This is a genomic window from Sphingomonas glaciei (assembly GCF_023380025.1).
Classification (GTDB): Bacteria; Pseudomonadota; Alphaproteobacteria; order Sphingomonadales; family Sphingomonadaceae; genus Sphingomicrobium; species Sphingomicrobium glaciei.
In genome coordinates this window covers 2,511,342-2,530,398 of sequence record NZ_CP097253.1, presented here as the reverse complement: position 1 = coordinate 2,530,398, position 19,057 = coordinate 2,511,342, and the positions used below count along the sequence as shown (strand labels likewise).

The window sequence follows — 19,057 nt, the reverse complement described above, 5'->3', positions numbered from 1 at the left end:
CCCGGCACAAGAGCCATTGTTCGGACCCCACTGTTAAAAGCGTGGCCTGCATCTATATCTGTGCGCATGAACATGACACCGGGGTGGGCAGCACGCGCGCGCGGCCTTTTTGCCGATAACAAGGGTCCTTGGGGATCGAGCACCGGCTCGACCCCGCCGCCAGGCAGTGGCGGACCTGATAATCCCGGGCCCGCAAGCCCGTGGGGAACGCCCGGCCCGAACCGCCCGCGCGGACCGGGCGCCAGCGTCACCAGCCTCGACGATTTCCTCGCCCGTGGCCGTGCCCGCTTCGGCGGTGGCCGTGGCGGCACCACGCCGCCCAGCAAGTCGATGATCGGCTGGGGCCTGCTCGCGGTCGTCCTGCTGTGGCTGGTGTTCACCAGCTTCCACCGCATCGCCCCCGAAGAACGCGGCGTCGTCACCCAGGTCGGCCGCTACAGCCGGACGCTCGGTCCCGGCATCGGCTTCACCCTGCCCAGCCCGCTCGAGCGGGTGCAGAAGGTCGACGTCGAGAATATCCGAAACGTCGACCTCGGCTCGACCTCGACCGAGACGCTGATGCTGACCGGTGACCAGAACATCATCGACATCGCTTATTCGGTGCGCTGGAACGTCCGCGACCCCGAGCTCTTCCTGTTCGAGATCCAGAACCCCGAGGAGACCATCCAACAGGTCGCCGAAAGCGCGATGCGCGCGGCGCTGTCGGCCGTCACGCTCGACCAGGCGATCGGCGAGGGCCGCGGCCAGATCGAGAACCAGGTGCAGGAAAACATGCAGCGAATCCTCGACAGTTATAAGTCGGGGGTCCTGATCCAGGGCGTTGCGGTCAAGCAGGCCGATCCGCCCGCCGCCGTCAACGACGCCTTCAAGGCGGTCAGCGCGTCGCAGCAGGCGGCGCAGTCCGACATCAACCAGGCCCGTGCCTATGCGCTCCAGCTCGCCCAGCTCAGCCAAGGTGAGGCGACCGCCTTCGACAAGGTCTACGAACAATATCGCCTCGCCCCCGAGGTGACCCGTCGCCGTATGTATTACGAGACCATGGAGCGTGTGCTGCAGAACGTCGACAAGACCATCGTCGAGGCGCCCGGCGTGACGCCCTACCTGCCATTGAACCAGACCCGTCCTCCCGCCGCGGCGATCGCCGAGCCCGGGGCACAGGCGCCTGCCGCGGGAGCCGGTCGATGATCAACACCCTGCTGCGCCGGCCGATGCTCGCCGGCTTCATCCTCCTCGCCCTGCTGATCACACTGCTGTCGAGCGTGGTGATCGTGCCCGAGACCCGGCAGGCGCTGATCGTCCAGTTTGGGAAGCCCGACCGGATCCTCAACCGCACCACCTCGGGGCAGGTGATCGGCGGCGACGGCGCCGGCCTTGCCTTCAAGGTTCCGTTCTTTGAGGACATCGTGTGGATCGACAAGCGCGTCCGCGACGTCGACATGGAGCGCCAGATGGTGCTGTCGACCGACCAGCTGCGGCTCGAGGTCGATGCGTTTGCCCGCTACCGCGTGGTCGATCCCCTGCGCATGTACATCCGCGCCCGTTCGGAAGAACGGGTCAGCGACGCGCTTCGCCCGATCCTCGGTTCGGTGCTCCGGAACGAGCTTGGCCGCCGGCCCTTCGCCGACCTGCTCAGCCCCGAACGCCAGGGCGCGATGGACAGCATCCGCCGCAACCTCGACACCATCGCGCGCCAGTATGGCGTGCAGATCATAGACGTCCGGATCAAGCGCGCCGATCTTCCCGACGGCACCCCGCTGCAGTCGGCCTATGACCGGATGAAGACCGCGCGCGAGCAGGAAGCCCGCTCGATCCGCGCCACCGGCGCCCGCCAGGCGCAGGTCATCCGGGCCGAAGCCGACGCCCAGGCCGCCAGCACCTATGCCGCCAGCTTCGGCAAGGATCCGGCCTTCTACGATTTCTACCGCGCGATGCAGGCCTATCAGCGGACCTTCGTCGGCGAAGACGGCAAAGCCCGTCCGACGAACGTAATCCTCTCTCCGCAGAATGATTTCCTGCGGGAGTTCACCCGGGGGGGTGAGCGGTGATGCTGTCAATCGCGCGTTCAGGCGCTTGACCTAGCACAACAGCCGATGCCTCTACTCTCAAGGGAAGTTGATGATCGTATGAAATTCGCCAAGGAGTTTCCCAGAGTGCGCTACGCCTATGGTCTCGCCGCGGCCCTGCTGATCGGCGGGAGCGCTTTCTCGATCGCCACCGGACCGGTCGGCGCGCAGGTCGCCCAGAATGCGCCCGCCGCCTTGCCGCCGCGCGGGGCACCCGGCTCCTTTGCCGATCTCGCCGCCCGGCTTCAGCCGGCAGTGGTCAACATCCAGACCAAGCAGCGCGTCCCGGTCCGCCAGGGCCAGACTGATCCGCTAGCCGAATTCCTGCGCCGCTTCGGCCAGCCCGGACAGGGCGGCGGCCAGGGCCAGGGCCAGGGCCAAGCCCCGCAGAGCCGCGAGTCCGGCTCGCTCGGCTCGGGCTTCATCATCTCGGCCGATGGCTATGTCGTCACCAACAATCATCTGATCCAGGGCGCCGGCGGTACCGGCACGGTCGACAGCGTCACGGTCATCCTGACCGACCGCCGTGAGCTTCCGGCTCGGATCATCGGCCGCGACGCTGCCAGCGACCTCGCCCTGCTCAAGATCGAGGGCAGCAACTTCCCGTTCGTCAACTGGGGCGACAGCAACCGCGCCCGGGTCGGCGACTGGGTGATGGCGATCGGCAATCCCTACGGCCTCGGCGGCACCGTTACCGCCGGCATCATCTCGGCCCTCCATCGCGGGATCACCGGCGCCGGCGCCTATGACCGCTACATCCAGACCGACGCCAGCATCAACATGGGCAACAGTGGCGGCCCGATGTTCGACCTCAATGGCAACGTCATCGGCGTGAACTCGGCGCTGATCAGCCCGACCGGCGCAAGCGTCGGCATCGGCCTCGCGATCCCGGCCGAGCTTGCCCGTCCGGTGATCGACAGCCTGCGCCGCGGCCAGCGTCCGCAGCGTGGCTACCTCGGCATCAGCCTGCTGCCGATCGGCGAAAGCGAAGCCGCCGCGCTCGGCATTCCAAGGAACCAGGGCGAACTGGTTCGCTCGGTCGTTCCCGGGCAGCCTGCCGCTCGCGCCGGAATCCAGCAGGGCGACGTCATCGTCCGGGTGTCGGGCCGCGAGGTCACTCCCGACGAGACCGCTTCCTACCTGATCTCGCTGGTCACTCCGGGGCAGCGGGTTCCGATCGAGGTGGTCCGCGACGGCCGCCGGACCACCATCAACGCCACCGTGGCCCAGCGCCCGACCGACGAGGAACTGGCGCGGATCAGCGGCGGCACGCCCGAAGGCCAGGCGTTCGATCCCAACGACCAGAACGCCCCCGCAGTCCCGGCTGGCCAGGCGCTCGGCCTGTCGCTGCAACCGCTGACCGCGGACATTGCGCGCGCGATCAACGTCCCCGCCGACACTCGCGGCCTGGTGGTCACCAACGTCGATGCGAACAGCGATGCGGCCGAAAAGGGTCTTCGCCGCGGCGACGTGATCCTTTCGGTCAATCGCCAGGCGGTCACCAGCACGGCGCAGGTCGGCGCCGCGGTCGAGGCTGCCCGCCGCGCGGGTCGCACCGCCGTCCTCCTGCTGGTCAAGCGCGGACAGGCGCCCGAAGGCTTCATCGGCGTCGACATCGCCCGCTAAGCCTCTCGCCTATCCCTCCCTCCCTCGCTAGGCTTTCGGCCAGCGAGGGACGGGAGGGAATATGGCGAGCATCTTCATCGGCGCGCGGAGTGGCGGGACCCAGCCGCAACAGCTCGAACTGGCGCGCGCCAATCGCCACGGCCTGATCGCCGGCGCGACCGGCACGGGCAAGACCGTGACCCTGCAGGGGCTTGTCGAAGGCTTCAGCGCCGCCGGCGTCCCGACCTTCGTCGCCGACGTGAAGGGCGATCTCGCCGGTCTCGCCATGGCCGGCTCGCCGATGACCAAGACCCACGAGGTCTTCGCTGCGCGCGCCGCCGAACTCGGAATCACAGACTGGCAGTATCGCGATTGCCCGGTGCAGTTCTGGGATCTGTTCGGCGAACAGGGCCACCCGATCCGCACCACCGTCAGCGAGATGGGCCCGCTGCTTCTCGCCCGGCTGATGAACCTCAACGACGTGCAGGAAGGCGTGATGAGCATCGCCTTCCACGTCGCGGACAAGGAAGGCCTACTCCTCCTCGACCTCGACGACCTGCAGGCGATGCTCGTCGCCTGCGGTGAGCGGGCCGACGAACTGACCCTCGAATATGGCAATGTCGCCAAGTCCACGGTCGGCGCGATCCAGCGCAGCCTGCTTCAGCTCCGTAGCCAGGGCGGCGACCATTTTTTCGGCGAGCCTGCGCTCGACCTCGAGGACTTCCTCAAGCTCGGCGAGGACGGCCGCGGGATCGTCAACATCCTCGCCGCCGACAAGTTGATGGCGTCGCCGCGGCTTTACTCCACCTTCCTGCTTTGGCTGCTGAGCGAACTGTTCGAGCTGCTTCCGGAGATCGGCGACAGCGACAAGCCCAAGCTGTGCTTCTTCTTCGACGAGGCTCACCTGCTGTTCGACGACGCCCCGCCCGCGCTTCTCGAGAAGGTCGAGCAGGTGGTCCGGCTGATCCGCTCCAAGGGGGTCGGGGTCTATTTCATCACCCAGAACCCGATCGACATTCCCGACAAGGTCGCCGGGCAACTCGGCAACCGCGTCCAGCACGCGCTGCGCGCCTTTACCCCGCGCGACCAGGCCGCGGTGAAGAGCGCCGCCGAGACCTTCCGCGCCAATCCCGACGTCGACGTCGCTACCGCGATCACCCAGCTTAAGGTCGGCGAAGCCCTGGTCTCGTTGCTGTTGCCTGATGGCAGCCCCTCGCCGGTCGAACGCGCACTGATCCGCCCGCCTTCGACCCGGGTCGGCCCGCTAAGCGCCCAGGAACGCGCGATCTTCGTCGGCACCGACGCGATCGGCAGCAAGTATGACGAGCGCATCGACCGCGACAGCGCCGAGGAGATCCTTCACGCCAAGGCCGGCGAGGCCGCCGCCGCGGCCGATGCCGCGCGCGCCGACAAGGAAGCGGCCAAGGCGGCCGCGCTGCAGGCCAAGGAAGACGCCCGGCTCGCCAAGGAACAGGCCCGCGCCGACTTGGCAGCCCAGCGCGAGGCCGATCGCCAGCAGCGCGAAAGCGAACGCCAGGCCGAGCGTGAACGGGTCGCCGCCGAGCGCGAGGCTGCACGCCAGGCGCGTGAGGCGGCGCGTCCGACCATGTTCGACAAGGCCGTCCAGTCCGCCGCCCGCTCTGCCGCTTCCTCGGTCGGCCGTCAGCTCGGTGGACGGCTGCTGCGCGGGATCCTCGGCGGCCTCCTCAAGTAAGGCGTTTCATGTCCGCACTCGTCATCCGGCCGGTCACCACCAAGGCCGACAAGAAGCGCTTCGTCGACCTCGTGTGGGACGTCTACAAGGACGATCACGCCTGGGTCCCGCCCCTGAAGTCGGAAGTCATGGGTTTGCTCACCCCCGGCGAAAATCCGTGGTTCGAGCATGGCGAGGCCGCGCTGTGGCTGGCGACGCGCGACGGCAAGCCCGTTGGCCGCATCTCGGCACAGATCGACCGGTTGGTGCTCGAGCATATGGGTACGGGCACCGGCAATTGGGGCATGTTCGAGGTGCTCGACAGCGAAAAGGAAGCCGGGCCGGCCCTGATCGCCACTGCCGAGGACTGGCTGCGCGAGCGCAAGATGACCCGCGCGCTGGGTCCGATCAGCCTGTCGATCTGGGACGAGCCCGGATTGGAGATCAAGGGTTTCACCGACCCGCCGACCGCGATGATGGGCCATCACCGCCCGGCCTATGAAGCTCAGGTCGAGGCGGCGGGCTATGCCAAGGCCAAGGACCTCTACTGCTACGCGCTCGACATCCGCGTGCCGCTCGAGCCGCTGGCCCAGCGCCTGATCCAGGCCGGCAATCGCTCCAGCCGCATCCGCATCCGCGAGGTCGACAAGTCGCGTTTCGACGAGGAGGCGGCGATCATTCTCAACCTCCTCAACGATGCCTGGTCGGACAATTGGGGCTTCGTGCCCCTGACCGAATCCGAGATCGCCTATGCCGGCAAGAAGCTGAAGCCGATCATTTTCGAGGATCTGGTGGTGGTGGCCGAGGTCGACGGCGAGCCGGCCGGTTTCATGATCACCCTCCCCGACATCAACGAACTGACCCGCGATCTCGACGGCAGGCTGTTTCCGTTCGGCTGGGCCAAGCTGTTGTGGCGTCTGCGCAAGCCGAGGGTACAGCGGGTGCGGGTACCGCTGATGGGCGTCGCCAAGAAGCACCAGGGCGGGCGCCTGGCAGGGCAATTGGCGTTCATGATGATCGAACATTGCCGCCTGAGTTCGGTCGGCAATTACGGCGCCAGCCACGGCGAGTTCGGCTGGGTACTGGAGGACAATGGCGGGATGCTGGCGATCGCCGACCTGCGCGGATCGGACCTCAGCAAGATCTACCGGATCTACGAAAAGGCGCTCTAGTCCGCGTTGGCTTCGGTCGCCGGAAGGAAGCGGATGCCGGCCTTGCCCGCCAGCGCCCAGCGCACCTGTCCGCGCACCCGGCCGATCTTGGGGATGGTCAATTCCAGCACCTCGCCGATGCGGAACCAGCCGTGGATACGACAGCCGTCGAGCGAAAGGTTTGAGATCAGCACCTGGCGCTGGTGCCCGTCGGGATAATGGACTTCGGCGCCGATTTCGACGTCATGCCGGTGACGCCGCTCGGGCCAGTCCTCCTCATTCTTCACGCAACAGTCCTCTGCAGGGAATCGGCGGCCTCGCCCTACCCGCATTAACTGCCGTTAACCAAATCCTGTCCCGCACAATGCTAACTTAGCCTTTAGGTCAGGGTCACCCACGTAGGAGCGTGATCGCTGGCTTTCTCCTGGCCTCGAGCCCAGCGATCGACCCCGGCCGCAACCAGCCGGTCGGTAACCTGCGGGCTGAGCAACAGGTGGTCAATGCGAAAGCCCGCGTCACGCTGCCAGCAGCCGGCGGTATAGTCCCAGAAGGTGTAGAGCCGCTCTTCCTTAGGGTGCAGCGCGCGCAACGCGTCGGTCCAGCCCTGGTTGAGGATCCGGCGCCATGCCGCGCGGGTCTCGGGCTGCATCAACGCGTCATGCTTCATCGCCGCGGGCGAGAAGACGTCGCGGTCCTCGGTCACCACGTTCCAGTCGCCGGCCAGGATCACCGGTCGCTCTTCGGCCAGCAGCCCCGCCGCATGCTCGCGCAGCCGCTCCATCCAGCGCAACTTGTAGGGAAATTTCTCGGTCCCCACCGGATTGCCATTGGGCAGGTAGATCGACGCGATGACGATGCCGTTCACCTCCGCCTCGATGTAGCGCGAATGCGTATCGTCGGGGTCGCCCGGCAGTCCGACCCGCCGCAGGTTGGGGCTTTCCCCGCGGACCAAGATGGCGACGCCGTTGAAGCCCTTCTGCCCGTGCCACACCGCGCGATAGCCGGCGCCCTCGATGTCGAGCACCGGCAGCGACTCGTCGGCGCATTTCAGTTCCTGCAGGCAGGCGACGTCGGGCTGCTCGCGTTCCAGCCATTCGAGCAGGCGGGGTAAGCGGGCGCGGATTCCGTTGATGTTGAAGGTGGCGATCTTCATCGGCCGGACTTAGCCAGCCTCACGCCCCAAGGCGAGCCGTCAGATTCCGAAGCTGGAGCCGCAGCCGCAGCCGCTGGCCGCATTGGGATTACGGACCTTGAAGGCCGAACCGCCCAGATCCTCGACATAATCGATCTCGCTGCCGTCGAGGAGGTCGAGGCTGACCGGGTCGACTACCAGCCGCACACCGGCGGTCTCCGCGACGGTGTCGCCTTCCTCTGGCTCGCCCAGCGCGAAGCGATAAGTGAAGCCAGCGCAGCCACCGCCGTCGACCGCCAGCCGAAGCACGGGGGGCCTGGCCTGCTTGTCGGCGATCAACGCCACGCGGCGCGCCGCGGATTCGGTGAGGATGAGGTTGGTCACAAGACCCATGTAGGGCGCGGGACCGGCACCCTCAAGCGCAGGGTCAGCGCTTGCTGCGGCCCGGACCGCCGAGTGCGATCTGGTCCATGCTGTGGCCGTTGCGGCTCTTGATCGAGGCCAGATAGTCGGTCGAGCGCATGAACGGGATCGGATTGACCGCACGGCCGTCGATCCGGACTTCGTAATGGAGGTGGCTGCCGGTCGAACGGCCGGTCGAGCCCATGCGGCCGATCAGCTGGCCGCGCTTGACCCGGTCGCCGGCACGGACGCTGAATGCCGCGAGGTGGCCGTAGCGGGTCTCGATCCCGCGTCCGTGGTCGAGCTTGACGAGGTTGCCGTAACCGCCGCTGTTGAAGCCGGCGTCGGTGACCGTGCCGTCGGCGGTGGCGTAGATCGGGGTGCCGTGCGGACCGGCGAGGTCGATCCCGGCGTGCATCGCGGCGCCGCGGCCGAACGGATCGTTGCGGACTCCGAAGCTGGAGGTGAATTCGGCGGTCTTTACCGGCTTGTCCGACGGAACCGCGATCACGCCGTCCTGCAGCGAGTCGAGCTTCTTCCAGCTGTTGAACAAAGCCCTGAAGGTCGGGTCGCTCTTGGTCGCCGGTTCGAACGGGCCGCCGACAGCGAGACGCTTGGGCGACAGGCCGAGCTTCTTCAATTCGCGGGTAGCGGTGCGATAACGCTGCTCGAGACGCTCGGCAGCAGCGGCTTCTTCGGCCGCAAGCCGGGTTTCGGCGCGGGCGAGCGGCGCGGCGATCGCGGCCGGAAGCGACGAGGCGTCGCTGGTCTCGGGAAGGGCGGAAGGATCGACGTCGCCGCCGGCGAGCATGGTCGCAAGCACCTTCTGGCGTTGTTCGATCAGGCGGGCGCGCTGCTCGGTCGCGACGGCCAGCTGCTGCAGCTGGGCGGTGTCGCCCGATACGACGGCGGCCTTGTCGCCGCCGAGGAAGTGAGCGGCTGCGAACGCGGACCAGGCCAGCATCAGCGCAGCGGCGATGAAGAAAGCGAATTGGGTGGTGGCGGAGAGGCGAATGCGACGGAGCTTGGAGCCGTCATGCACGAACAGGTCGCGGCTGCGGAGCAGTCCCGTTGTTCGAATAGCATGCGTCATAGAACTGAAGCTCCTAGCTCGTTCACATCGATGAAGTCCGTTCGCGCTGGCTCAAGGAGCAGCGTGCTCGACTTCGTTTCTGGTCAGGAGCTCCCCAGCCCCGACCGGTGCAGCGGTGCCCGCCGCCGCTCCGGACACCATTCAGAGACCCGCTACGGTTAACAAACACAACCTTTTCGTTCCCCCGTCGGGACGAGTCGCGACCGAACAGCGATGAGTTGAGCCGGAACAAGACGCTTCAGACTGAAAATCGGGAACTTCTCCACAGAATCGGGATCGCGGTTGCGCAGGTGCCCCGATGCTGTACAGCGGTCGCGGGCCACGCCGTCCCAACGCGGCGCGTGCTCTCTGTAAGGAGAGTTTGAACATGACGAACCCTACCCCGGACGTGCGTCCGGAACGCCCCTATTTCTCTTCAGGGCCGTGCGCCAAGCCTCCCGGCTGGACCGCATCCGCACTCGCCACCGACAGCCTCGGTCGTTCCCATCGCAGCAAGATCGGCAAGGCGCGGTTGAAGCGCTGCATCGACCTAATGCGCGCGAACCTGCGGCTTCCCGACACCCACCGCATCGGCATCGTCCCGGGCTCCGACACCGGCGCTTACGAGATGGCGATGTGGACCATGCTCGGGCAGCGCCCCGTCACAGCACTGGCGTGGGAAAGCTTCGGCGAAGGCTGGGTCACCGATGCGGTCAAGCAATTGAAGATCGATCCGACCGTGATCCGCGCCGACTATGGCGCGCTGCCCGACCTCGCGCAGGTCGATTGGTCGAGCGACGTCCTGTTCACTTGGAACGGCACCACCTCGGGCGTCCGCGTTCCCAATGGCGAGTGGATCGCCGCCGACCGCGAAGGCCTTAGCTTCGCCGACGCCACCAGTGCGGTGTTCGCCTACGACATTCCGTGGGACAAGATCGATGTCGCCACCTTCTCCTGGCAGAAAGTGCTCGGCGGCGAAGGCGCGCACGGCGTCCTGATCCTCGGCCCCCGCGCGGTTGAGCGGCTGGAAAGCTATGTCCCCGCCTGGCCACTGCCCAAGGTCTTCCGCCTGACCTCCAAGGGCAAGCTGATCGAAGGCGTCTTCTCGGGCGAGACGATCAACACTCCTTCGATGCTGGCGGTCGAAGATGCGATCGCCGCGCTTGAATGGGTCGAGAGCGTCGGCGGCCTCGACGGCGCCATCGCGCGCTGTGATGCCAATGCTGCCGCGCTGAACCGCATCGTCGAGGCGCGCGACTGGCTCGGCCACCTCGCTGCCGACCCGACCTCGCGCTCGAAGACCAGCGTCTGCCTGACCGTCGAAGGCGCCGACGAAGCCCGCATCAAGAAAATGGCCGCCCTCCTCGAGGAGCAGGGCGCCGCCTTCGACATCGCCGGCTACCGCGACGCCCCGCCGGGGCTGCGCATCTGGTGCGGCGCGACCGTCGACTCCGCCGACATCGAGGCCCTCGGGCCATGGCTCGACTGGGCCTATGAGGAGACCCGGGCATGACTCCGCGCGTACTGATTTCCGACAAGATGGACCCCCGCGCCGCCGCCATCTTCCGTGAACGCGGGATCGAGGTGGACGAGATTACCGGCAAGACCCCGGACGAACTCGCCGAGATCATTGGCGACTATCACGGCCTCGCGATCCGCTCCTCGACAAAGGCAACGGCCAAGCTGCTCGACCATGCCAAGAATCTGAAGGTGATCGGCCGCGCCGGCATCGGGGTCGACAATGTCGACATTCCCGCCGCCACCCAGCGCGGCATCGTGGTGATGAACACGCCGTTCGGCAATTCGATCACCACCGCCGAACATGCCATCGCCCTCATGTTCGCCCTCGCCCGCCAGCTGCCCGAGGCCGACGCCTCGACGCAAGCCGGCAAGTGGGAGAAGAACCGCTTCATGGGGGTCGAACTGACTGCCAAGACTCTCGGCCTGATCGGCGCGGGCAATATCGGTTCGATCGTTGCGTCGCGTGCCCTCGGCCTCAAGATGAAAGTGGTCGCCTTCGACCCCTTCCTCTCGCCCGAACGCGCGCTGGAGCTGGGGATCGAGAAGGTCGAGCTCGACCAGTTACTCGCCCGGGCCGATTTCATCACGCTCCACACCCCACTGACCGACCAGACCCGCGGCATCCTCAGCAGCGAGGCGTTGGCCAAGACCAAGAAGGGCGTGCGGATCATCAATTGCGCCCGCGGCGGACTGATCGACGAGGCGGCGCTCAAGGATGCGCTCGACAGCGGCCAAGTCGCCGGCGCGGCGCTCGACGTGTTCGAGACCGAGCCTGTCACCGACAGCCCGCTGTTCGGCACCCCGGGCTTCATTTCCACCCCACACCTCGGCGCGTCGACCACCGAGGCTCAGGTCAATGTCGCGATCCAGGTCGCCGAGCAGATGAGCGACTTCCTGCTGCTCGGCGGGGTCACCAACGCCATCAACATGCCCTCGCTGTCGGCCGAGGAAGCGCCGCGGCTGAAGCCCTACATGGCACTGGCCGAAAAGCTCGGCCGGCTTGCCGGGCAGGTGCTGGGCGACCAGGTCCGCGCCGTCTCGATCGAGGTCGAGGGCGCGGCCGCGGCGCTCAACCAGAAGCCGATCACGGGAGCCGTGCTGGCCGGCCTGATGGGCACCTACAGCCAGACCGTGAACATGGTGAACGCCCCGATCCTGGCCAAGGAACGCGGGCTCGACGTCAAGGAAGTCCGCCACGAACGCGAGGGCGACTATCACACCCTCGTCCGCGTCACCGCCTCGACCCCGGGCGGTGAGCGCTGCGTCGCCGGAACCCTGTTCGGCAATTCGGCGCCGCGGCTGGTCGACATCTTCGGCGTGGCGGTGGAGGCTGACCTTGCCGGCCACATGCTGTACATCGTCAACAACGATGCGCCGGGCTTCATCGGCAAGCTCGGCACTGCGCTGGGCCAGGCCTGGATCAACATCGCCACCTTCAACCTCGGCCGCCGCGCCGCCGGCGGCGAAGCGGTGGCGCTGGTCGCGGTCGACGATCCGGTGACACCCGACGTCGTCGCCAAATTGTGCGCGCTGGAAGGCGTGCGCGAGGTTGTGCCGTTGAGCTTCTAGGGACGGCCATCCACGGCCCTCGGCAGGCAGCGCGGGTGGAGTTAATTCGACCACCCGCGCCTCCGGCTTGATGATCTGTTAACACCTCACCGCCACGGTCCCCGGACACCATCACGGGGCCACCTATGTCGATTGCAGTTCAAGCCGCCTCGCCGCTGGACGCCGCCAACCGCCGCTACACCTCGCGCCGTGCCTTGCGGCTGGGGGCGGTACTGTCCGACAGCGGGATCGAGGTGGTGATCCACGACCTGTCGCCGACCGGACTGCTGATCGAAACCACGCAGGCGCTGTGCAGCGGCGAGACGCTGTTCGTCGACCTGCCCGAGCGCGGCCCGACGGCGGCGTCGGTGGTGTGGAGCAGCGGCAACTTCCACGGCTGCGCGTTCGAGCTCAGCATCCCGGCAGCCGTCATCAGTGCGGCCTTGCTCAAAAGCCCGGTCGCCGCACCGCCGGAAAATGCCGACGCCGGCCTCGACATCGGTCGCCTGCAGACGTTGACGACCGAACTGGTTGCCGTCGACCCGATCGACGAGCGCTATTCGCTGCGCACCCGCGGCCTGGTCCTGGGCGGACTGCTGGCGCTGAGCTGGGGCTCGATCGGCTGGGCGATCTCCGCCCTGCTGTAGCCGTCGCGCGCTGAAGTCACTTCAGCCTGGCCAGGAACGCGTCGACCGCCGCTGTGCTCGGGTCGCCGTCCGTTCCCAATTCGCGATTGAGGCTGGCGTGAGTCTTGCCCGCTTGCGCAAGCACGGCGGCGCGGCTGCCACCCTTGCGCAGCAGTTGCGCCAGTTTCTCGCTCTGCGCGGTCGAATCGCGGCGGGAGGAGACCGGCAGGATCAGCCACTCGGCGGCATTGGGCGCGGCGGCATGGCGGGCGGGTGACAACGCCGCTTGCCGCTTTGGGTCGGTCCCGAACGCCTGGGTGTACATCGACTGCACGGCATTGCGCGCCTCGGCCATCTGTTCGCCGACGTCATAACCGGCACCGTCCAGCAGCACCACGCCGCGCACCGCGCTCATCGGCACGCCGGCAGCCTTGAGATAGGCCGGATCGGTCGCCACCAGCGCCGCCAGATGCGCGCCGGCGCTATGCCCCATCACCACGATCCGGTCGGGGTCTATCCCTGGCTGGCGGCGCAGGAAGGCGATCGCCGCCGCCACATCAGCCGCCTGTTCCTCGACCCGCGCCTGCGGCACTAGCCGGTAGTTGGTGCTGGCGAAGGCCCAGCCCTGGCCAAGATAATGCACACCCTTCTGCCCGGCGCAAATGCGCTTGTCGCCGATCGACCAGCCGCCGCCGTGCACGAACAGCAGCAGCGGCGCCTTGCCAATCGTGTTCGCCGGCCGCGCCCAGTCGAGCTTCTGGCGCGGATCGCTGCCATAGGCTTCCTCACGCCAGCCAACCGGAAGACCGCCCGCCCGCGCCGCCGCCCGCTCGCTCATCGCCTTGCGGCAGCTGTCCGGAAGCGACTGTATTACCGATGCCAGGCAATTGCCGCGATTCGCGCCGGCCAGCAGGCACTGCCGCAACGCAAGCGTCCCACACTCCGGAGCCGTCCCGCCGCGCCGCCCCCACGCCCCGCTTCCCGCGATCAGCGCTGTCACCGACAGCATCGCCAGACCGATCCGCGTCCTGCCCATCATCATCCCCTGTTCTGGACCTCACCCCCGACAATCAATAGGAGCGCGCCTGAACGACGCCTTTGCCGGCCGTTCATGCAGCAGCAGGAATGATTACGCATGGGTAACGTTACCGTGATCGGCGCCCAATGGGGCGACGAGGGCAAGGGCAAGATCGTCGACTGGCTCGCCAGCCGCGCCGACTGCGTTGTCCGCTTCCAGGGCGGGCACAATGCCGGCCACACGCTGGTGGTGGGCGAAAACGTCTACAAACTGTCCCTGCTGCCGAGCGGGATCGTCACCGGCACCCTGTCGATCATCGGCAACGGGGTGGTGCTCGACCCCTGGTGGCTGCGCGAGGAGGTCGAGAAACTGCGCGGCCAGGGCATCCGGATCGAGCCCGACGTCCTGCGCATCGCCGAGACCTGCCCTCTGATCCTCCCCATCCACCGCGATCTCGACGCGCTGCGCGAGGACGCCAGCGGCGCGGGCAAGATCGGCACCACCCGCCGCGGCATCGGCCCGGCCTATGAGGACAAGGTCGGCCGCCGCGCCATCCGCGTCTGCGACCTCGCCCATCTCGATGAGCTCGACCCGTTGCTCGACCGCGTGTCGGCGCACCACGACGCCCTGCGCGCCGGCTTCGGCCACCCGCCGGTCGATCGCGAGCGGCTCAAGCGCGACCTGTCGGAGATCGCCGATTTCGTGCTGCAATTCGCGCGTCCGGTCTGGCTCGACCTCGACGAGGCCAAGCAACGCGGCCGCCGGATCCTGTTCGAAGGCGCGCAGGGCGTGCTGCTCGACGTCGACCATGGCACCTACCCCTTCGTCACCTCGTCCAACACCGTCGCCGGAACCACCGGCAGCGGCAGCGGCATGGGACCGGGCGCGGCGGGCTTCGTGCTCGGTATCGTCAAGGCCTACACCACCCGCGTCGGCTCCGGTCCCTTTCCGACCGAACTTTCGGACGAAATCGGGCAGCGCCTAGGCGAGCGAGGCCGTGAGTTCGGCACCGTCACCGGGCGCCAGCGCCGCTGCGGCTGGTTCGACGCGGTGCTGGTCCGCCAGAGCGCGGCGGTCAGCGGGATCACCGGCATCGCGCTGACCAAGATCGACGTGCTCGACGGGCTCGACACGGTCAAGATCTGCGTCGGCTACGAGATCGGCGGCAAGCGCTTCGACTATCTCCCACCCCACGCCGCTGACCAGGCCCGGGTGAAGCCGATCTACGAGGAAATGCCCGGCTGGTCCGACAGCACGGTCGGCGCGCGCAGCTGGGCCGACCTGCCGGCCCAGGCGATCAAGTACATCCGCCGCGTGGAGGAGCTGATCCGCTGCCCGGTGGCGCTGGTCAGCACCTCGCCCGATCGCGACGACACTATCCTCGTGCGCGACCCGTTCACCGGCTGAGTGGAACCTCCCGACATAGGGAGGCCCCTTTCAGTGCTTACTGCCCGACGCTTCCCGCGCTGGGATCGAAGTCGAACCGGTCATCCTGGCGCTTGCGGCCGTTGCCCTGCCCGAAGTTGTAGGCGAGGCCGAGCAGCACCGCCCGCCCGCGCACCTTGAACTTCAGCCGGTCGCGGAAGGACGGGGTGCGGATTACGATCTCCTGCCGGGCGCTGTCGAGGATGTTCTGCCCGGTGACCAGCAGCGACAATTGGTCGTTGATCTTGCGCCGATAGCCGACGTTGACGATCCCGCCGCCCAGCCGATAGCCCTGCGGGATCAACTGCTTTCCACTGTAATTGCCGCTGATCTGAAGGAAATCTTTCGGGCTCGGCTGCCAGTTGACGCTGCCCCGGACCGACGCGACGACGCCCGACACCTTGCCGGACGTGCCGGCAATCCCGCGCGGATCGAGTTCCATCCGCTGTACCGTCCCCGACAGCTGGTAGTTGAGCGTCTTCGAGAGCCGCCCGTTGATGATCGCGTCGGCGCCCATTCGACTGCCCCGGCCAAGGTTAACGCGGGTGGTCAGCAGCACCCCGTCGGGCAGCGTCTGCAGGATCTCGGTGAACATGTCGCGCGAGCGGCGATAGAAGCCGGTCAGCGACAGGAAGGTCGCGTCCTTGCGATATTGCAAGGAGGTCTCGAACGCGTCGGTCACCTCGGGCTTGAGGTTGGGGTTGCCGCGCTGGATGTTCCGGGCGTCGGCATAGAAGATGTAGGGGTTGAGCTCGAACGGGCCCGGCCGCTGGATGCGGCGGCTGTAGCTCGCCCGCAGCTTGGTCCGCTCGCTCAGCGCCCGCCCGACATGCAGCGTCGGATAGACCCGGAAATAATCCTGCTCATAGCGGGCATTGTCGGTGCGCTGGAACAGGTCGAGCCCGACCTGCTCGAGCCGCAGGCCCGGCTGGAACTCCCACTTGCCGCTGTTGAACTGCGCCGTGCCGTACAGCGCGTGGACGTCCTGCGAGAAATCGAAGGCATTGGTGAGATTGGCCTGGGGCACCAGCGCATTGAGGGCCGTTCCGCGCGCACCGATGAAATCGAAGTCCGCATTTTGGCCTTCGAACTCGTAACCAAGATTGAGCGAACGATTCTCGCCCAGCGGCTTCTTGTAGTCGGCCTTGAGCCGAGTCTCGTCGCGATCGATGTCGTTCTCGATCCGCTCGAACAGGACCGCGCCCGTCGCGGGGGTGATCCGTCCGTCGAGCAGGCGGTTCATGCCGCCCCTGTCGTGCTGCAGGTCGACCGAGAAGCTGTGCTCCTTACCCGGCAGCGTCTTGCGCCACGACGAGCGCAGGCCGAGGATCCGCTGGCTCATTTCCTGGTCGCTGAAGCGGGTGAAACCGGGCTCGACCGCATTGCCGATGAAACGCTCGTCGCGGTCGCTATCCAGCTGGTTGCGGCGATAGCTGATCTCGCCGGTCAGGCGGTTGGTCTTGTCGAGGTCGTATTCCACCCCGAACCGCCCGTTGCCGCCCTGCGCGACATTGTCGTGAAACTGCTCCTGCCGGCTGAGCAGGCTCGCTCCGCCGGTGACGAACCGCTCGCGGTCCTGTGTGACGACGATCTCGTTGGTGAAGCGGCGATAGGAGGCATCGCCGGACACGGTCAGCCCCGGCCGGGTGCGCGCCATGTTGAGCGACACGCTGCCCCGCCCTTCCAGCCCGGCGTTGGCGCGGACGGTGCCGGTGGTGCCCGCCTGGCGCTGCTTCTTGGTGACGAGGTTGATCACCCCGCCCGACCCTTCCGGGCTCATCGCCGCCGAGGGATTGGTGATGACCTCGACCCGCTCGATGTTATTGGCCGGCATCGCCAGCAGGGCGTCGCCGCGACCCTCGCCGCGCAGCTGTCCCGACGGGCGACCGTCGACCAAAATGGTCACCCCCGGATCGCCGCGCAGGCTGACCCGGCCCTCCAGATCGACTTCGACCCCGGGCACGTTGCGCAGCGCGTCAGCCAGGCTGCCCGTCTGTGCGCCAAGGTCGTTGGCGACGTTGAAGCTCAGCCGGTCAGGAGCGTCGATCACCTGCGGGCGGCTGCCGGTGACCGTCACCGTCTGGCCCCGCTCGCGCGCCGGCGGGGCCGGCTGCGGCTGGCTCGCGGCCGGAGCGGTCTGCGCAAGGGCCGGCGCGGCCGCGATCGTGCCGAAAGCGATGGCCAGTGCACTGGCGGCGGAGAAACAACGATACACCATGATGAAAGCAAACCCCCTGAACTGACCCCCGCCCTGGATCCCGGTTCAGCCCGGGTCGCTCGCGGCACCGGGCAAAAGAGAGGGCCGGCCGGTGAAAGGCATGAGCAACGGCTGAGCCTTTGCTGAGCAATGTCGTTCGCCGGCGGTTCGGCCTCTCTTGCGGCCCGGTGGCTAAGGGGTGGGATGCTTTCCGAAGCTAGGCACCCCGGCTTCGACGAACTGGCGTGTCACATCTATAACACGCCAACTCACTCGACCGGCGACATGGCTTAGCCGCGTTTGACCGGTGCGGTTTCCTTGAGCGTGAGGAACACCGGCAGCACCGCCACCGCGACGGCGGCGATCATGATCCCCGGCATGCTCGCCAGCCCGGTCGTCGCGACCAGCCGCTCGGCCAGCCAAGGGGTCAGCCCGCCGAAGATGGCGGTCGCACCGGTCGCGCCGAGCGCGAGGCCGGTAACCCGCCCCTCGCCCGGGAAGTGTTCGGCGGTGGCGACCGCGCCGACCGCGCTCATCGCGCCGGCGACGCAGGCCAGCACCAGCGCCCCGACCAGTGCCTGCCCATGGCTTCCGCTACCCATCAGAGAGAAGAGTGTGATCGGTAGCACCGCGGACAGCAGGGCGACTACGACCAGCACCGGCTTGCGGCCGATCCGGTCCGACAGCATCCCGGTCAGCGGCGTGACCAGGATCACCGCCACCGCCGCGGCAGTTCCCAGCCACAGGCTATCGGCCTCGGTCAGCCGCCCGGCGGTGGTCAGGAACGCCGGCACGTAGGTGATCCCGACATAATAAGTGATCGACCCCAGCGCCGAGATGCAGAAGGCGCGGAAGATGCCGAGCTTGTGATTGCCCAGGGAATGCCGCCACGGCGATTCAGGAACCGAGCCGGCCGTCACCTGCCGCTCATATTCGGGCGATTCCTGCATTGACGAGCGCGCGATCCACACGCTTCCCGCCAGCGCGGCGCCGACGAAGAAGGGGATCCGCCAGCCCCAACTCGTAAGGTCCGCCTCGCTCATCGACGCCACCGTCAGCGCCGACACCCCGACCGCCAGCAGCGCCCCGATCTCGCTCGCCGCCGACGCGCAGGACGCGACCAGCCCGCGCCGCTCCACCTTCGCGCCTTCGAGCAGATAGGCGACCACCCCGCTATATTCGCCGCCGACCGAGAACCCCATCACGCAGCGCAGCAGGAACAGCGCCCAGCCCGCCGCGACCCCGATCTCGACCTCCGTCGGAAGCAACGCCGTCGCCAGCATCGCCGCGGTCATCAGCGCCACCGACCAAAGCAGCATCGAGCGCCGTCCATGGCGATCGCCGACATGCCCGAACACCACCGCTCCCAGCGGCCGCATCAGATAGGCGAGCGCAAAGCTTCCCAGCGTGAAGGACAAGGCCTCGCTGCTGCTGCCATAGAACAGCCGCGCCAGCACCGTCGCGAAATAGAGATAGAGCGTGAAATCATACCATTCGACGATGGTCGAAAAGGCCGCCACCGCCAGCGACCTTCGCGAAATCGGCTGATGGGGCGCGGTAGGTTCGGAGGCTGCCATGCCCCAGCCTCGCGGAGCGACGCCCGC

At 67.5% G+C, this 19,057-nt stretch carries 16 protein-coding genes; 9 read left to right on the top strand and 7 right to left on the bottom strand.

The features are described from left to right. The first annotated feature begins 66 nt into the window (after nucleotides 1–66). The 5 genes from hflK (at nucleotide 67) to M1K48_RS12385 (ending at nucleotide 6,533) form a co-directional block, all read left to right on the top strand. Nucleotides 67–1,185 carry an FtsH protease activity modulator HflK gene (hflK, locus tag M1K48_RS12405; protein ID WP_249503516.1) on the top strand — a complete coding sequence of 373 codons (1,119 nt, stop codon included), beginning with the start codon at nucleotides 67–69 and terminating at the stop codon, nucleotides 1,183–1,185. After that, a complete protein-coding gene (hflC, locus tag M1K48_RS12400; RefSeq protein ID WP_406697373.1) occupies nucleotides 1,185–2,045 on the top strand; it encodes a protease modulator HflC in 861 nt (286 codons plus the stop codon). The genes hflK and hflC overlap by 1 nt, the downstream gene beginning before the upstream one ends. A gap of 105 nt (nucleotides 2,046–2,150) precedes the next feature. Continuing rightward, entirely contained in the window at nucleotides 2,151–3,689 is a 1,539-nt protein-coding gene (locus M1K48_RS12395) for a Do family serine endopeptidase (protein WP_249503514.1), read from the top strand. 61 nt (nucleotides 3,690–3,750) lie between these two features. Next, complete coding sequence (locus M1K48_RS12390) at nucleotides 3,751–5,382, top strand: helicase HerA-like domain-containing protein (protein ID WP_249503513.1); 1,632 nt, start codon at nucleotides 3,751–3,753, stop codon at nucleotides 5,380–5,382. An 8-nt stretch (nucleotides 5,383–5,390) separates the two neighbouring features. Next, a complete protein-coding gene (locus M1K48_RS12385) occupies nucleotides 5,391–6,533 on the top strand; it encodes an N-acetyltransferase (RefSeq protein ID WP_249503512.1) in 1,143 nt (380 codons plus the stop codon). Here M1K48_RS12385 and M1K48_RS12380 read toward each other — a convergent pair. The 4 genes from M1K48_RS12380 to M1K48_RS12365 all read right to left on the bottom strand — a co-directional run bounded on the left by M1K48_RS12380 (nucleotide 6,530) and on the right by M1K48_RS12365 (nucleotide 9,139). Then, nucleotides 6,530–6,799, bottom strand: a complete 270-nt coding sequence (locus M1K48_RS12380; RefSeq protein ID WP_249503511.1) for a PilZ domain-containing protein — start codon at nucleotides 6,797–6,799, stop codon at nucleotides 6,530–6,532. The two genes, M1K48_RS12385 and M1K48_RS12380, sit on opposite strands and share 4 nt — an antisense overlap. A 92-nt stretch (nucleotides 6,800–6,891) precedes the next feature. Continuing rightward, the gene (gene xth, locus M1K48_RS12375) at nucleotides 6,892–7,665 is read right to left on the bottom strand and encodes an exodeoxyribonuclease III (protein WP_249503510.1); all 774 of its coding nucleotides are present in this window, start codon (nucleotides 7,663–7,665) and stop codon (nucleotides 6,892–6,894) included. Between the two features lie 39 nt (nucleotides 7,666–7,704). Next, on the bottom strand, nucleotides 7,705–8,037 hold the full coding sequence (locus M1K48_RS12370) for a HesB/IscA family protein (protein ID WP_249503509.1): 333 nt from the start codon (nucleotides 8,035–8,037) through the stop codon (nucleotides 7,705–7,707). Nucleotides 8,038–8,071: 34 nt separating this feature from the next. Continuing rightward, nucleotides 8,072–9,139: a M23 family metallopeptidase gene (locus M1K48_RS12365; protein WP_249503508.1), complete on the bottom strand. Its 1,068-nt coding sequence runs from the start codon at nucleotides 9,137–9,139 to the stop codon at nucleotides 8,072–8,074. Between the two features lie 367 nt (nucleotides 9,140–9,506). Between M1K48_RS12365 and M1K48_RS12360 the strand changes: the two genes are divergently transcribed. From M1K48_RS12360 to M1K48_RS12350, 3 genes are all read left to right on the top strand, one after another. Next, nucleotides 9,507–10,631 carry a phosphoserine transaminase gene (locus M1K48_RS12360; RefSeq protein WP_249503507.1) on the top strand — a complete coding sequence of 375 codons (1,125 nt, stop codon included), beginning with the start codon at nucleotides 9,507–9,509 and terminating at the stop codon, nucleotides 10,629–10,631. Then, nucleotides 10,628–12,208 (top strand): phosphoglycerate dehydrogenase, encoded by a 1,581-nt coding sequence (gene serA / locus M1K48_RS12355; RefSeq protein WP_249503506.1) that lies wholly within the window; start codon nucleotides 10,628–10,630, stop codon nucleotides 12,206–12,208. Before M1K48_RS12360 ends, serA begins: the two co-directional genes overlap by 4 nt. A gap of 125 nt (nucleotides 12,209–12,333) precedes the next feature. Beyond that, a complete protein-coding gene (locus tag M1K48_RS12350) occupies nucleotides 12,334–12,834 on the top strand; it encodes a PilZ domain-containing protein (RefSeq protein ID WP_249503505.1) in 501 nt (166 codons plus the stop codon). A 16-nt stretch (nucleotides 12,835–12,850) separates the two neighbouring features. Here the strand turns inward: M1K48_RS12350 and M1K48_RS12345 are convergent, their stop codons facing one another. Next, complete coding sequence (locus M1K48_RS12345) at nucleotides 12,851–13,855, bottom strand: alpha/beta hydrolase (RefSeq protein ID WP_249503504.1); 1,005 nt, start codon at nucleotides 13,853–13,855, stop codon at nucleotides 12,851–12,853. Between the two features lie 93 nt (nucleotides 13,856–13,948). Here M1K48_RS12345 and M1K48_RS12340 point away from each other — a divergent pair, with 93 nt between their 5' ends. Further along, nucleotides 13,949–15,238, top strand: a complete 1,290-nt coding sequence (locus M1K48_RS12340; protein WP_249503503.1) for an adenylosuccinate synthase — start codon at nucleotides 13,949–13,951, stop codon at nucleotides 15,236–15,238. A 37-nt stretch (nucleotides 15,239–15,275) separates the two neighbouring features. Here the strand turns inward: M1K48_RS12340 and M1K48_RS12335 are convergent, their stop codons facing one another. Together M1K48_RS12335 and M1K48_RS12330 are read right to left on the bottom strand one after the other, a co-directional pair. Beyond that, nucleotides 15,276–17,474 carry a TonB-dependent receptor domain-containing protein gene (locus M1K48_RS12335; protein WP_249503502.1) on the bottom strand — a complete coding sequence of 733 codons (2,199 nt, stop codon included), beginning with the start codon at nucleotides 17,472–17,474 and terminating at the stop codon, nucleotides 15,276–15,278. Between the two features lie 269 nt (nucleotides 17,475–17,743). Beyond that, a complete protein-coding gene (locus tag M1K48_RS12330) occupies nucleotides 17,744–19,030 on the bottom strand; it encodes an MFS transporter (protein ID WP_249503501.1) in 1,287 nt (428 codons plus the stop codon). Nucleotides 19,031–19,057: the final 27 nt, after the last annotated feature.